A 15,083-nucleotide genomic window follows, 5' to 3' on the forward strand; every position below is an offset into this window, starting at 1 on the left:
CATCGTGAATTTTCTAGAACAAAATAAAAATATAATGATCTCTGAGCAATATCTTAAAATGGATCAGCAAGAAATGGAAACGAGAGTATGGGAAATTAAGCAGCAATTAGGAAAAGAGCTTTTTTTACCCGTTCATCACTATCAAAAGGACGAGGTTGTCCAGTTTGCTGATATAATGGGTGATTCCTTGCAGCTCGCTCAAGTCTCCGCCAAAAATAAAGATGCAAAATACATCGTCTTTTGCGGGGTACATTTTATGGCAGAGACGGCAGATATTTTAACGGATGACAATCAAAAGGTATTTTTGCCTGATATGAGAGCTGGCTGTTCCATGGCGGATATGGCGGATATCTTTCAAACTGAGAGAGCATGGAAAAAACTTCAATCACTCTTTGGAGACACCATTGTACCTTTAACATATGTGAATTCTACAGCTGCTATAAAAGCATTTGTTGGAAAAAATGGCGGAGCAACCGTAACAAGTTCAAATGCTCATTCTATGATTAAATGGGCTTTTGAACAAAAGGAAAGAATTCTATTCTTACCAGATCAGCATTTAGGCAGAAATACTGCTTATGATATTGGCATTCCCCTTCAGCATATGGGAGTTTGGGATCCGCAGAAGGATGAATTAGTATTCAAAGGGAATATCGATGATATAAAGGTGATCTTATGGAAAGGGCATTGCTCCGTTCATGAAAAATTTACGGTGCAAAATATCCAATATGTCCGTGAACATTATCCAAATATGAATATTATTGTACATCCTGAATGCAGTCGTGAAGTAGTCCAACTATCAGATTATAATGGCTCGACAAAATATATTATCGACATGATTAGTCAGGCTGATTCGAAATCAGAATGGGCGATAGGCACTGAAATGAATTTGGTGAATCGATTAATCAATACGAACAAAGATAAACATATTATTTCACTAAATCCTAATATGTGCCCATGTTTAACAATGAATAGAATCGATTTGCCTCATTTGCTTTGGAACTTGGAAAGTATCGTGAGCGGTAAACCAATCAATCAAATCGTTGTGGATGAAGAAACGTCTTCCTTAGCAAATCTAGCTTTGAATCGTATGTTAAATAGATAATGTCTCATATACTTTAAACTAATGCCTTCTTTTATGGGAAGGCATATTTTCTTGAAACTCATCATAAATTTTTGTGAAGATTATTAGCATTTTGCCTATTTTCACATACGATATATGGACTTATGCCTGAGGAGGGGAAATGAGTGAAGATCCATATAGTACAAAAAGGAGATACTCTTTGGAAAATTGCCAAAAAATACGGCGTAGATTTTGAAGAGTTAAAGAAAATGAATTCTCAGCTTTCGAATCCGGATATGATCATGCCGGGAATGAAAGTAAAAGTACCAACTGCAGGAGGATCGGTAGTAAAACATGTAGGAAATCCGGGGAATCCAGGAAATGTGAAAAAAGAAGTTCCACAAGCAGTTCATCCATTTGCGCAACAGCAACCTCCGACACTGCCGGTTCAAAAGGAAATTATCAAGGAAGTGCCAAAAAAAGAAACCATCGTGCATAAAGAAATATACACTCCAAAAATGCCTCAACCAGTTGTTCCCGAAATCGATATAAATAATTACTATATGACGAATATGGCGCAAATACAAACTCAGCAGTCTGTCCCGCCAGCTCAGCCTGTTATGATGGAACAAGAACCAGAATGCCCACCAATTATGCCTGTACAAGAGGAGTGTTATGAAATGTATCCAAATTATATGATGCCATATCCTGATTGCGGATGCGGTCCAAATCCATATGCATATCAAAATCCGTATATGCAACAAATGCCTGCCTACAATATGCCCGTTGCAGGTCCAGAAATGATGATGCCTGTAATGCCGCATGGCGAGCATTGGGGGCATTATGATGATGAATCCTCTTCTTCCGTGCCAATGTATGCGCAACCTGGATTCCACGGAGAAGGGTATGTACCTTATCAAGGATATCAACCGCAACATACAACCAATGTGATTCAGCAAAGTTTTGAAATTCCTGGTAGACAAAATATTCCAGGACAATTATCTGTACAAGGACAAAACCCTAGCGGATATTCTCAAACCGGTCAATATATGGGCGGACAATATGCGGTGCCGCATTATCATACGGGACAATATCCAGGGATGCAACATCCTGGTAGCCAATATATGGGTGGTCACTATCCATATGGCCACTACCCGCATAGCCAGTATCCAAGCAGCCAGATGGGAGGAGGAATGCCGTATGGTCACCAATATGGATATCATCAGCCATATTCACCATATGGATCTCCTTATGGAATGCATGGCGGACAATTCCCTTATGGCATGGGATTCCCTGGTATGCAAGGCGGTTATCCTTCACCAAGACAAGATGATGATGATTGTGAAGACTGTTAAAAATGGTAAAGAAGGAGACGAAAGAGAACGTCTCCTTCTTTATTTATCAGATGTCACTGAGGAGAACTTTATAAGCATTAGGTCGATAAAAGATGGAGTCTGGTTATGTAAGACGGATACTTCGAAATGGATATTAAAGGAATTTTCCAGTTCATCTCAGCTAAAAATGCAAATAAAACTTACTGAATTACTGCTTTCTAATCATTTTCCTCAAACGTATCATTTTCATTCTATTCATTCCAGAAAGGAAATTTCTTTTAATCATAGGATATATGGGTTGATCGAATATATTGAAAGTAACCTTGATGGAAAAAGATTTTCGTATAGTACTCATGAAAATCGAAAACAAGCATTGCAGCTGTTAAAAAAATTCCACCACGTTTCCGAAACGTTCGCGAAGGATTTTGAAAAGGACTTAAATGTATTCGATCAAATTAAAAAATGGCAAAAAAGGCTTCAAGAATTTAAAGCAAATGAAAAATATCTTGAGAGATGGCTTCCCAAAAAATATTATCTTTCCTATTTATTTTGGTCAGAATGGTCACTTGATTACATGATAAAAAATAAAGAGTATTTTCTAAAGAAACCATATTGTATTATTCACGGAGATGTTGCTCATCATAATTTTATATTAGGGAATGATGGCTTGTATTTAATCGATTTTGATTTAGCGAAAATGGCGCCGGATATTATTGATGACTTACAATTTTGCAATAGAATATTACCCCATTTAGATTGGTCTTTGAAAAAATTGTCCATGTACAAACCGTTAGAAAAGCATTTGAAGGAGAAGTCATTTTTAAGCGCATTAATTTATCCAACAGATCTTTTAAGAGAATGGAACTATTTCCTTAAATATGAGGAAGGAAGAGGAAGATTATCGTCATTCATGACGGAAATAACCTTTAGAGAATTTGACAAAAGAGAAAAGTTTGTAAAAGATGTCATCAATGAAATAAAACGCCTCTAACATGGTAAGAATTCCAGAATTTCTGTGTAATGATTATAGCTCCCCACTCACAAACTAATTTTGAGCATAAATATGCTCTACCTAAAATTTAGGGGGAGTTCTGGTTTGCGAAAAAAATTATTAGTTGCGCCAATATCAGCATTACTAATAAGTGGATTAGCCGCCTGTGCTCAGGATAAAAATGCAGTAAATGATCGAAACGTGAACAGATTCCAGCCAGTAGGATATTCAACAAACGACCGTAACAGTATGGTGGATCATGATGGACCATTAACCGAGTTAATGGATTATTCCACAGGAAATGTCGATCATGTAAAAAATAATAATCGCTTTCTTCCATCGGGATACCCGGATGATTATGGACCACATCTGAAATCGCCAATGACTCAATATGACACAAATAATACTACGGTTAATCGAGAAAGACATTTGCGGGATATTAACTATCATGGTCAATTTAATAGCCGGAACAGTAAAGCACGTCCATCCTATTATAACGGTTATGAAGGAAAGTTATCGGAAGATATTTCAAATACTGCTGCTTCCGTTTCGAATGTTTCAGATGCTCGAACCATTATTGACGGAAAAAGAGTATTGGTTGCGGTTGCTGTAAAAGATGAAAAAAAAGCCAAAGCAACAAAAAAATCGGTTGAAAAAGCTGTTCTGCCATATTTAAAAGGGCGAAAATATGTTGTTACCACAGATATTGGTACCTATTATCGAGTAAGACAACTAGATAATGATTTACGTAACGGCGGACCGAAAGATATGATTGATCTTGACACAGATAAAATGTTTGAAGGATTTAATGAAAAATCTGCAAAATAAGACTTCTTTAGGAATAGAAAATGCAATTCTTTCTATTCCTTTTTTATCGTTTACCAAATTGTAGTCTACGCATCCTCCCTAAACTACCTCACTGTGTTTACGTTTGTCCCGCATGCCACTAAGAAGGTGAAATTTTTCAGAGCTAATTTCACATATCTGTACACTAGAGCTGCATCATTTGCACATTTGTTCCAAATTTTTTATAAAAAAGGATATTAATCTAAAAAAAGGTCACACTATGAATACGAATATAGAAAAGTATATTTGGATTGTAGAGGTGACAACGATGGCTTTTGTTGTTCGGACGTTTATTTTAATTGCATTTCTTTTTGGGATAAATTTTTATGCTGTGACACCATCAGAAAAAGAACATTTAAAAGGAAATAAAACAAAGGGCCAGCCTTCCGTAGAGGTACTATCAAAAGGGAAAAAAACAATTATTTTAGAAAGAGTTTTTGTTGATGGAGAAGTAAGTGAAGAAATTCTTCACGTGCCGTATTTATCGACTAAAGAATATATAAAAAAATTCAAAAACTGGCAATTGGTTGAAATGGATGAAGACCAACTTGTTTTTCAAACGCAAGTGGATGACATATCCCCATTACTTAAATCAAATGGTTATTTTGGAATATCAAGTGATGGAACATTAAGTATTTTTAATGGGAAGCCAAATAAAGCGGATATCATTCAGTCGTTTTTTCAATTAGATATGAAAAAGTTGGAAGGGAAAAAGCAAGAGGAATTATTAAAAGGAATTCCGATAAAATCAAAAGAGGATTATACGAATGTATTAGAAACGTTAAAGCGATACTCGATTCCAAAAAAGGAACAGTGAAAACCGGCGAAAAGCCGGTTTTTCTAATATATTCGTATACTACCAATTAATCGAAAGGATATGTTACAATGAAGATTAGTGATAAATAAATACATTACTTCGGGTTAATGGATTAGAGGAGAGAAAGAGATTGTATGAATTTATAAAAGGAACGATTGAGTATGTCTGTCCGGAGTATGTTGTCGTTGAAAATGGCGGGATTGGTTATCAAATTTCGACCCCAAATCCATTTACCTTTTCAAAACTTCATGGGCAAACAGCGAAAATCTATACATATCATCATGTTAGGGAAGATTTAATAGCATTATACGGCTTCCAGCAACGAGAAGAACGGACATTATTTAAAAAATTACTAGGTGTTTCCGGAATTGGTCCAAAAGGGGCTTTGGCAATTCTTGCTTATGGAGAACCAACTCAGGTGATTCAAGCAATTGAAAATGAAAATGAAGCATTTTTAACGAAATTCCCTGGTGTAGGAAAGAAAACAGCTCGGCAAATGATCCTGGATTTAAAGGGTAAGCTCCAGGATATAGTTCCAGACTATTTTCCTAATCTTTTTAATGAACATAGTATGGAAGAGCAGGAAGACTTTCAATCGTTTGATGAAGCTATTCTTGCACTTAAAGCACTAGGATATTCAGATAAAGAAATTAAGAAGGTCTCGAAAGAATTGCAAAAAGAAAAATTATCGACAGACCAGTATATAAAATTAGCCTTGAAAAAATTAATGAAATAGAATAGATCGGAAGGAGGGAGTGAGTTGGAAGAAAGGGTAGTTTCAGGTGATGCAAATAGTCATGATCTTTCATTTGAACAAAGCTTGCGACCTCAAGTATTATCACAATATATTGGCCAGGATAAAGTAAAAGGCAATTTAGCAATTTTCATTGAAGCGGCAAAGCAAAGGAAAGAAACGTTGGATCATGTCTTACTTTATGGTCCTCCTGGACTTGGTAAAACAACTCTAGCTGCAGTAATTGCTAATGAAATGAGTGTAAATATAAGGACCACTTCCGGCCCTGCCATTGAACGTCCTGGTGATTTGGCGGCAATTTTAACAGCATTAGAGCCTGGAGAAGTTTTGTTCATTGATGAAATTCATCGTTTACCAAGGGCGATTGAGGAAATTCTATATCCGGCCATGGAAGATTTTTGTTTGGACATTGTAATTGGAAAAGGGCCGAGTGCCAGATCCGTTCGATTAGATCTACCTCCATTTACTCTCGTTGGCGCTACTACCAGACAAGGTGCTATTTCCGCACCGCTTCGAGACCGTTTTGGAGTTCTGTGCCGTCTTGAATATTATTCTGAAAAACAACTAACCAATATTGTTTTAAGAACGGCAGAAATTCTCCATACTGATATTGATAGGGAAGGTGCAGTCGAAATTGCTCGCAGATCGAGAGGAACTCCAAGAATTACGAATCGACTTTTAAGAAGGGTTCGTGATTATGCACAAGTGCAGGGGAATGGTAAAATCACTATTGAGCTTGCAGAAACTGCTCTTGAAAAGTTACAGGTAGACCGTTTAGGATTAGATCATATTGATCATAAGCTATTAAAAGGGATAATCGAGAAGTTTAAAGGTGGCCCTGTCGGTTTGGAAACCATTGCGGCAAGTATAGGGGAAGAACCCGATACCATTGAGGATGTATATGAACCGTATTTGCTCCAAATAGGATTTCTGCAAAGAACACCGAGGGGAAGAATGGTAACACGGCTAGTTTATGATCATTTCGATATAGAAATACCAACGATGTGATATAAAAGTATTATTACAAAAAACAAACATGAAGGTGACAACAGTGAAAGTAGATATTTTTGATTTTCATTTACCAGAAGAATTAATTGCACAAACACCTTTGAAAAACCGTTCAGACAGCCGGCTAATGGTGCTTAACAAGGAAAATGGTGAGATAGAACATACTGTTTTTAAAAATATTACCAAATATTTACGGAAAGGCGATTGCCTTGTATTAAACAATACAAAGGTACTGCCTGCAAGATTGTTCGGTGTAAAAGAAGATACTGGTGCACATATCGAGGTTTTATTATTAAAACAGCTTGAGGAAGACAATTGGGAAACTCTTGTTAAACCTGCAAAAAGGGTAAAAGTGGGTACAAAATTAACTTTTGGAGACGGTCAGCTTGTTGCACACTGCGTCAAGGAAGAAGAACATGGCGGAAGGGTGCTCAAGTTTGAATATAATGGTATTTTTTACGAAGTATTAGAAGCCTTAGGTGAAATGCCTTTACCACCATATATTAAAGAAAAATTAGATGACCGTGATCGCTATCAAACGGTATATGCAAAAGAAGAAGGTTCTGCAGCAGCACCGACAGCTGGTTTACATTTTACACATGAGCTTTTAGAAGAAATTAAAAATATGGGGGTACATATTACGTTCCTAACATTACATGTCGGACTTGGAACTTTCCGCCCTGTAAGTGTTGAAAATATAGAGAAGCATGATATGCATTCGGAATACTATCAAGTTTCCAAAGAAACAGCTGACTTAATTAATAATGTAAAAAAACAAGGCGGTAGAGTTATTGCTGTTGGTACAACCTCTACAAGAACATTAGAAACTATTGCTTCAGAGCATAATGGTGAAATTGTGGCACAAAACGGATGGACGGATATATTCATTTATCCAGGGTATGAATTTAAAGGAATAGATGGAATGATTACGAACTTCCATTTACCTAAATCCACGTTAATTATGCTTGTAAGTGCATTAGCGGGCAGAGAACATATTCTTCATGCTTATGAAACGGCTGTTCAAGAAAAATATAGATTTTTTAGTTTTGGAGATGCAATGCTCATTATTTAGATGAGTAATGTGGAAGGAGCTCATTATTTTGACTGCAATTAAATACGAATTAATAAAGACGTGCAAACAAACAGGTGCCCGTCTTGGGAAAATTCATACACCGCACGGTTCTTATGATACGCCAATGTTTATGCCAGTAGGTACATTAGCGACTGTTAAAACGATGTCACCAGAAGAATTAAAGGAAATAGGTAGCGGAGTGATTTTAAGCAATACATATCATTTATGGCTACGTCCCGGTCATGAAATTGTACGCGAAGCGGGTGGACTGCATCAATTTATGAATTGGGATCAAGCAATTCTAACGGATTCAGGTGGTTTCCAGGTTTTCAGTTTAAGTGATTTTCGCAAGATTGAAGAAGAAGGAGTTCATTTTCGAAACCATTTAAATGGGGATAAACTATTCTTATCTCCTGAAAAGTCAATGGAAATCCAAAATGCTTTAGGGTCCGATATTATGATGGCATTTGATGAATGCCCTCCTTTCCCTGCTACACATGAATATATGAAAAAGTCTGTGGAAAGAACCTCCAGATGGGCTGAAAGATGCCTGAAATCACATAATCGTCCAAGTGATCAAGGATTATTCGGTATTGTTCAAGGCGGAGAATATGAGGATTTACGTCGCTTAAGTGCTGCTGACCTTACCTCCCTCGATTTCCCTGGTTATGCGGTAGGGGGATTATCTGTCGGGGAACCAAAGGATGTTATGAATAGAGTGTTAGAATTTACAACACCATTGCTTCCGGCAAATAAGCCGAGATATCTAATGGGTGTTGGTTCTCCAGATTCTCTAATTGATGGTGCCATAAGAGGAATTGATATGTTTGATTGTGTACTTCCAACAAGGATTGCAAGAAATGGCACTGTTATGACGAGTGAGGGAAGATTAGTAGTTAAAAATGCAAAATATGCGAGAGATTTTAGTCCGCTTGATAAAAATTGTGATTGTTATGCGTGTCGAAATTACACACGCGCTTATATTCGCCATTTAATAAAATGTGATGAAACTTTTGGAATTAGACTTACTTCTTACCATAATCTCTATTTTCTGTTACAATTAATGAAAGAGGTAAGACAAGCTATTAAGGAAGATAGGCTTGGTGATTTCCGGGAAGAATTTTTTGAGCAGTACGGATTTAATCGTCCAGATGCGAAAAACTTCTAAATAGATATTCTGCAGAAAGGAGGAATAGGAATGGCAATTGCACAAATTTTACCTATTGTTGCGATGATTGTCTTGTTCTATTTCTTATTGATCAGACCTAATCAAAAGCGACAAAGAAAGATTCAGGATATGCAAAACAGTCTTTCAAAAGGCGATAAAATCGTTACAATTGGAGGACTGCATGGGATTATTGACTCCCTGGACGATACTAAAATCGTTATCAAATGTGGAGATGGAAGCCGTCTTACATATGACCGCTCCGCTATTCGAGAAGTGGTTGAACAAGCGAAAAGGCCAGAACCAATTTCCACTTTGGAAAATGAAAAGAAGCAATCTTGAGTTGCTTCTTTTTTTTATAAAGGAAATTTGGTTAAACATATTTTGATTTACCAGATAACATATTTACTCCTAATACTCCCCCCATCATCGCTGTTAGAATATAACATATGTGATAGATGGTTTGCTCCATAGTGAATATATTTCCATATCCTAAGTATTGAGATAAGAAAATAATAAATGTGTAGAGGATACCAGTTAAGCTTCCAAGCAACCATCCTTTTTCCTTTCCTTTACTTCCGCAAACAAATCCGCCGGTAAATAAAGCGATAAAGGAAATAATCGTTACGATTAGCCTAATGGAATGCTCTTGTATATTGGTGAATCGCAAAATAAAAGAAAAAATGAGACTAGATATTGTGATTAAGATAAATATAACTAATACACCATATAAGACGCTTGTTCCGATTTTTTTCGTTTCGATTTTTGTTCTCCCCCTCCGTAATGTGCCTTTCTTCATCTAGTACAAGCATATTCTTCAGTTGGGATTTTAGAATCAAAATTTTTGAAAGTATGAAAAAGATATGGTTCCAACTGTCTAGTGCATGCAGCTTCGCTCTTTTTTATAACAACTATTTCCAACTCGTTTTCCAATATAAATGTACATACTAACTATTAAAGTGTCGTAGGAGGGAAATAGGATGCCAGTCTATATGATGATTGTTTTACGTACCTTACTGTTGTACGCCAGTATCCTTATAATTTTTCGTTTAATGGGGAAAAGGGAAATTGGCGAATTAAGCGTTTTAGACCTAGTTGTCTTCATCATGATGGGTGAGATGGCTGCGATTGCAATCGAGAACCACAAATCTCCTATTTGGTATGTTCTTTTGCCAATGCTTATTTTGTTGGTTATACAGACCGCGCTCGCTTTTATATCGCTGAAAAGTTCAAGGTTTAGAAAAATAGTAGATGGTACTCCAACCATTGTCATAAATAAAGGAAAAATTGATGAACATGCAATGCGTAAAATTCGTTATAATTTTGACGATCTTCTCATGCAGTTAAGGTCGAAGGATATTAATAATATTGCGGATGTTGAGTTCGCAATATTGGAAACATCTGGTGAAATATCGGTAATAAAAAAAGATAAAAAGAAGAAAAAAACAAATACGTTTACAATGCCGCTTATAATGGATGGGCAAATTATCCAGGCAAACTTACAAAGAACAGAAAAAAGTGAAATGTGGCTTAGAAGAGAGTTAAGAAAACGCGGATATCCCAATATTAAAGATATTTCATTATGCAGCTTTCAAGACGGGCAATTCTATATCGATTTAATCGATGAGAAAAGATAATGAGTGGCCAAGAAATCGGCCACTCTTATTTTATTAATTTGTTGAGAATTGGTATTAAGCGTAAATCAGATTGTTTCAAAAGCTTTGTACCGATTAGTAAAAATACGTACAGAAGGCTAGTAGATATAATACTAATAAGCAAGTGTATCACTGGCATTTGATTGATAAAAAAATGTTCATATATCCAAAATCCAAAGGCGCCGGCTAAAGTAGTAACAACTGCAAATTTTACATATTCAGACACATAAATAGTGAACGGAATTTTCTTGAGTATGGTAGCAAAATGGAGCAACGTAACTAAGACCATGCTAGTAACGATTCCTAGTGCAGCACCATTTATCCCAAACTCTGGACGAGAAGCAAGAACAAAAATCACAGCGAGCTTTACAATAGCGCCAATTAAACTATTGATCATGGCAGCTCTGGCCAAATCTAATGCTTGAAGGGTTGCTTGTAATGGACCTTGATAATACTGCAAAAGAAAAAATGGCGCCATTAATTTAATAAATTGTGATCCGCTGGTGGAACCATACATCATCTTCATGAGAGGATCTGCAAAAACGTATAAAATAATAACGGATAAACCTCCGGCTAATAAAGAAAATCTCAATGCCTGCTGCAGCCGATGCTCCACCAGCAAACTGTTCCTTTTTGTATTTGCTTCACTGATGGCAGGAACGAGTGCTGTTGATAAGGAAGAGGTTACAAATGATGGAAGCATCATTAATGGCAGCGCAAAACCGGTCAAGAGTCCGTATTGTTTTGTTGCTATACTTGCGGTTATACCGGCAATAGCCAAACTATTTGCGACAATGATTGGCTCCAAAAACCAAGAAATATTTCCAATCAAACGGCTACCTAGAGAAGGAAGCGCCACTCTCATTAACTCGTTTAAGGCATCCCTTCCTGTTTTCACCACTTGAAAGAAATTTCTGCGAACCTTGAATTTCTTTTTCAGCTTAAACATGGTAAACATGTAAAGCAATGAAATTAATTCTCCCAAAATCGATGCAAACATCACTCCTGCTGCCGCATATTCAATGCCAAATGGTAAAAAGGCACTTGCTAAAACAGCTATTAAAAAGATTCTTACTACTTGCTCAATCATTTGTGAAATAGCAAACGGCTTCATATTTTGTTTACCCTGGAAATAACCTCTCAACACAGCCGATACGGCGACAATCGGAATAATTGGTGTTATCGCTACTAGCGGATAATAAATCCTTTGATCCGTAAATAATACTTTCGTGAGATATGGAGCTAATAATATTAAACCTGGTGTAAAGATTAAGGATAAGAGAAGCGTGATAGTTAATGAAACAACTAATATTTTTTTGATTTTTTGACGGTCACCTATTGCGTCTGCTTCTGCGACACATTTTGAAATGGCAACAGGTAGACCAAGCTGCGTAATCGTAATAACGAGCATAAGAGTAGGAAAAGCCATCATATATAAGCCTACTCCTTCTTCACCAATAAAGCGTGCAATTACAATCCGATTTATAAAACCTAAGACCCTTGTAAAAAGTCCAGCTGCTAATAAAATCATCGTCCCCTTGAGAAACTTTGACATCTTTTTAACCTACCTTCTCAAAATCGGTAATTTCATATACAATTAAATGTATATGCTGCATGATGGACAAAGCATGACAAGTTCATTATCAAGGGGGAAAAGGGGTTGGATAAAATACATCCATACGATGAATATTTTGAAGTACTTCAACCTGCGCTAAAAAGCAAAGTCGAGGAATTTTTGCTTATTGGCTATGGAAAAGTGGAAGTAAGGGAATTATGGGATTACTTGACCAAGAAAAAATGGAAAAAAACACAAAATGAAATAAGAGTACATGAACTGGTTTCTGATGTCCTATCGGTTAAAGCAGGGGACTATATGAATTATGCAACGATAGAGGCTTTTAAATCTCCTAATTGGTTTGTTGAATTGGACGGAGAAGAATTACAAGAGCTATTAAAACCTAATGACAAATAACAAATAGATAAAAAACAAAAATTGACACTTTTTTTTTTCTACTTCATAATATTAATAACTGTACATAATTGCACTTATAAATAGAAAGTAGATTTAAAAGCTTTTTTATTTTTGCTGGGAGGATTTACATAATGGTAAAAAGAAGTCGTATTATTGCCTTTTTTCTGATTGTCCTTTTGTTTGCCGGACTCATGGGAGGCACTACGGATAGTATTGTTAAAAAAATTAACTTAGGTCTCGATTTGCAAGGCGGATTTGAAGTTTTGTACAAAGTTGAGCCGGCAATTAAGGGTCAGAAAATTACAAAAGACGTTTTGAATAGTACGGTACAGGCACTTGATAAACGTGTAAATGCGTTAGGTGTTAACGAACCTAATATTCAAATTGAAGGCAAGGACAGAATTCGTGTTCAGCTTGCAGGGGTAAAGAATCAAGATGAAGCACGAAAAATGCTGTCTACCGAAGCAAATATATCATTTCGTGATGTAAATGATAAAAAGATGATGGATGGAACGGATTTAGTACAAGGATCTGCGAAGCAATCCTTTGACGAATCCGGAAATCCAGATGTAGTTTTGAAATTAAAAGATCGCAATAAGTTTAAAAATGTTACAAAAAAAATTCTTGATATGTCACCAAATAATCAATTAATTATTTGGATGGATTTTCAAGAAGGGAAAGATTCTTATAAAAAAGAACTTAGCAAAAAAAATCCAAAATTCCTTTCCAATCCAAGTGTATCTCAAGTATTAAATACAGATAGTGTACAAATAACGGGACATTTCACCGTGGAAGAGGCACAAAATCTAGCATCTCTATTAAAAGCAGGTGCACTGCCGGTTAAAATGAAAGAAGAATACTCCACATCTGTTGGTGCGAAGTTCGGTCAACACTCTCTAAATACAACTGTTACAGCAGGTGTTATAGGTGTTCTAGTTATTTTCTTATTTATGATTGGTTATTATCGTTTGCCAGGAATTATTGCAACGGTTACATTGTTCATTTATATTTATTTAACGCTTTTAATCTTCTATTTAATACATGGTGTTTTAACATTGCCGGGAATTGCGGCTTTAGTTCTCGGGGTCGGTATGGCAGTAGATGCCAATATCATTACCTATGAGCGGATCAAGGAAGAAATTCGGGTTGGAAGGACGATAAAAGCTGCCTTTCATGCCGGAAATAAATCATCCTTTATCGCGATTTTTGATGCCAATATCACTACGATATTAGCTGCCGCCGTATTATTTGTTTATGGGAACAGCTCTGTAAAAGGGTTTGCAACCATGTTAATTATCAGTATCCTATTAAGTTTCCTTACAGCCGTTTACGGGGCTCGAATTTTCTTGGGATTCTGGGTTAACAGTAATCTACTGAAAAATAGACCAGGTTGGTTTGGGGTTAATCGAAAATCTATCCATAATCTTGCGGAAAATGTTGATACACATGATTTATCAACACGTTTCGATAAATTTGATTTTGTAAAGCATCGCAAAATATTTTATACAATTTCCATTGCTCTTACCGTTCTAGGGATTATTTTCCTTGCGATTTTCCGCTTGAATTTAAGTATTGATTTTTCCAAAGGTACTCGTTTGCAAATAATGGCAAAACAACCGTTGACGGAGCAACAAATCCGATCTGATATACAATCGCTTCATCTGACTTCAGAAGATATAGTATTAGGCGGAAATAAAAATCAAGTTGGTGTTGTCCGATTTAAGGACGACTTTTCAAAACAGAAAGAGGAACAAGTAAAATCCTATTTTGACAAAAAATATGGACATAACACAACTAGTTTGAGCAAAGTATCTCCTACTGTTGGGAAAGAACTTGCGAAGAATGCGATTATTTCGCTCATTATCGCTGCAATAGGAATCATTATCTACGTTTCCCTTCGATTTGAATGGAGGATGGGGCTTGCGGCAATTGTTTCGCTCTTACATGATGCCTTTTTGATTGTAGCTTTCTTCAGTATTACAAGACTGGAAGTAGATTTAACCTTTATTGCGGCTGTTTTAACAATCGTTGGTTATTCCATTAATGATACGATTGTTACCTTCGACCGAATCCGTGATAACATGAAGTCGAAAGGAAGGGTTAAAACGACAGAGGAACTTGCGAACATTGTAAATGCAGGTATTCGCCAAACATTGACCCGTTCTATTAACACTGTGCTAACCGTTGTTATTACAGCTTTAGCATTGTTAATATTCGGAAGCGAGTCTATTAGAAACTTCTCTATCGCCTTGTTAGTCGGATTGGTTATGGGTTGTTATTCTTCCATTTTCATCGCGGCACAGCTTTGGTTTGATCTAAAGAAACGCGAATTGAAGAAAAAAGGGCCTCTAAAAACAGTAAAAGAAAAACGTAAATGGTCGGATGAACCACAAGTATAACAATACAAAA

At 36.4% G+C, this 15,083-nt stretch carries 15 protein-coding genes; 13 read left to right on the forward strand and 2 right to left on the reverse strand.

The window, feature by feature from the left end:
* Positions 1-4 precede the first annotated feature (4 nt).
* The 10 genes from nadA to yajC all read left to right on the forward strand — a co-directional run bounded on the left by nadA (position 5) and on the right by yajC (position 9,389).
* Complete coding sequence (nadA, locus tag AN964_RS07870) at positions 5-1,102, forward strand: quinolinate synthase NadA (protein ID WP_437177113.1); 1,098 nt, start codon at positions 5-7, stop codon at positions 1,100-1,102.
* A gap of 143 nt (positions 1,103-1,245) precedes the next feature.
* Positions 1,246-2,415, forward strand: coding sequence for a SafA/ExsA family spore coat assembly protein (gene safA, locus AN964_RS07875; RefSeq protein ID WP_055739148.1), 1,170 nt, complete (start codon positions 1,246-1,248; stop codon positions 2,413-2,415).
* Positions 2,402-3,385 (forward strand): phosphotransferase, encoded by a 984-nt coding sequence (locus AN964_RS07880; RefSeq protein ID WP_163258596.1) that lies wholly within the window; start codon positions 2,402-2,404, stop codon positions 3,383-3,385. Before safA ends, AN964_RS07880 begins: the two co-directional genes overlap by 14 nt.
* Before the next feature lie 105 nt (positions 3,386-3,490).
* The gene (locus AN964_RS07885; protein ID WP_055739150.1) at positions 3,491-4,213 is read left to right on the forward strand and encodes a YhcN/YlaJ family sporulation lipoprotein; all 723 of its coding nucleotides are present in this window, start codon (positions 3,491-3,493) and stop codon (positions 4,211-4,213) included.
* A gap of 238 nt (positions 4,214-4,451) precedes the next feature.
* Entirely contained in the window at positions 4,452-5,048 is a 597-nt protein-coding gene (locus AN964_RS07890; RefSeq protein ID WP_055739151.1) for a BofC C-terminal domain-containing protein, read from the forward strand.
* A gap of 130 nt (positions 5,049-5,178) precedes the next feature.
* Positions 5,179-5,784, forward strand: a complete 606-nt coding sequence (gene ruvA, locus AN964_RS07895) for a Holliday junction branch migration protein RuvA (protein ID WP_055739152.1) — start codon at positions 5,179-5,181, stop codon at positions 5,782-5,784.
* A 24-nt stretch (positions 5,785-5,808) separates the two neighbouring features.
* Positions 5,809-6,810, forward strand: coding sequence for a Holliday junction branch migration DNA helicase RuvB (gene ruvB / locus AN964_RS07900; protein WP_055739153.1), 1,002 nt, complete (start codon positions 5,809-5,811; stop codon positions 6,808-6,810).
* A gap of 43 nt (positions 6,811-6,853) precedes the next feature.
* The gene (gene queA, locus AN964_RS07905) at positions 6,854-7,882 is read left to right on the forward strand and encodes a tRNA preQ1(34) S-adenosylmethionine ribosyltransferase-isomerase QueA (RefSeq protein WP_055739154.1); all 1,029 of its coding nucleotides are present in this window, start codon (positions 6,854-6,856) and stop codon (positions 7,880-7,882) included.
* A 28-nt stretch (positions 7,883-7,910) separates the two neighbouring features.
* Entirely contained in the window at positions 7,911-9,050 is a 1,140-nt protein-coding gene (gene tgt, locus AN964_RS07910; protein ID WP_055739155.1) for a tRNA guanosine(34) transglycosylase Tgt, read from the forward strand.
* 30 nt (positions 9,051-9,080) lie between these two features.
* Positions 9,081-9,389 (forward strand): preprotein translocase subunit YajC, encoded by a 309-nt coding sequence (gene yajC, locus AN964_RS07915; RefSeq protein ID WP_055739156.1) that lies wholly within the window; start codon positions 9,081-9,083, stop codon positions 9,387-9,389.
* A 31-nt stretch (positions 9,390-9,420) separates the two neighbouring features.
* Here yajC and AN964_RS07920 read toward each other — a convergent pair whose 3' ends face one another.
* On the reverse strand, positions 9,421-9,846 hold the full coding sequence (locus AN964_RS07920; RefSeq protein ID WP_055739157.1) for a TIGR04086 family membrane protein: 426 nt from the start codon (positions 9,844-9,846) through the stop codon (positions 9,421-9,423).
* Positions 9,847-10,027: 181 nt separating this feature from the next.
* On the opposite strand from AN964_RS07920, the gene AN964_RS07925 reads away from it, so the two are divergent.
* On the forward strand, positions 10,028-10,684 hold the full coding sequence (locus AN964_RS07925; RefSeq protein WP_055739158.1) for a DUF421 domain-containing protein: 657 nt from the start codon (positions 10,028-10,030) through the stop codon (positions 10,682-10,684).
* A 25-nt stretch (positions 10,685-10,709) separates the two neighbouring features.
* Here AN964_RS07925 and spoVB read toward each other — a convergent pair whose 3' ends face one another.
* Entirely contained in the window at positions 10,710-12,257 is a 1,548-nt protein-coding gene (gene spoVB, locus AN964_RS07930; RefSeq protein ID WP_055739159.1) for a stage V sporulation protein B, read from the reverse strand.
* Between the two features lie 105 nt (positions 12,258-12,362).
* On the opposite strand from spoVB, the gene AN964_RS07935 reads away from it, so the two are divergent.
* Positions 12,363-12,674, forward strand: a complete 312-nt coding sequence (locus AN964_RS07935) for a post-transcriptional regulator (protein ID WP_055739160.1) — start codon at positions 12,363-12,365, stop codon at positions 12,672-12,674.
* A gap of 131 nt (positions 12,675-12,805) precedes the next feature.
* A complete protein-coding gene (gene secDF / locus AN964_RS07940; protein WP_055739161.1) occupies positions 12,806-15,073 on the forward strand; it encodes a protein translocase subunit SecDF in 2,268 nt (755 codons plus the stop codon).
* Positions 15,074-15,083: the final 10 nt, after the last annotated feature.

Origin of the sequence: Heyndrickxia shackletonii (genome assembly GCF_001420715.1) — a bacterium.
Classification (GTDB): domain Bacteria; phylum Bacillota; class Bacilli; order Bacillales; family Bacillaceae_C; genus Margalitia; species Margalitia shackletonii.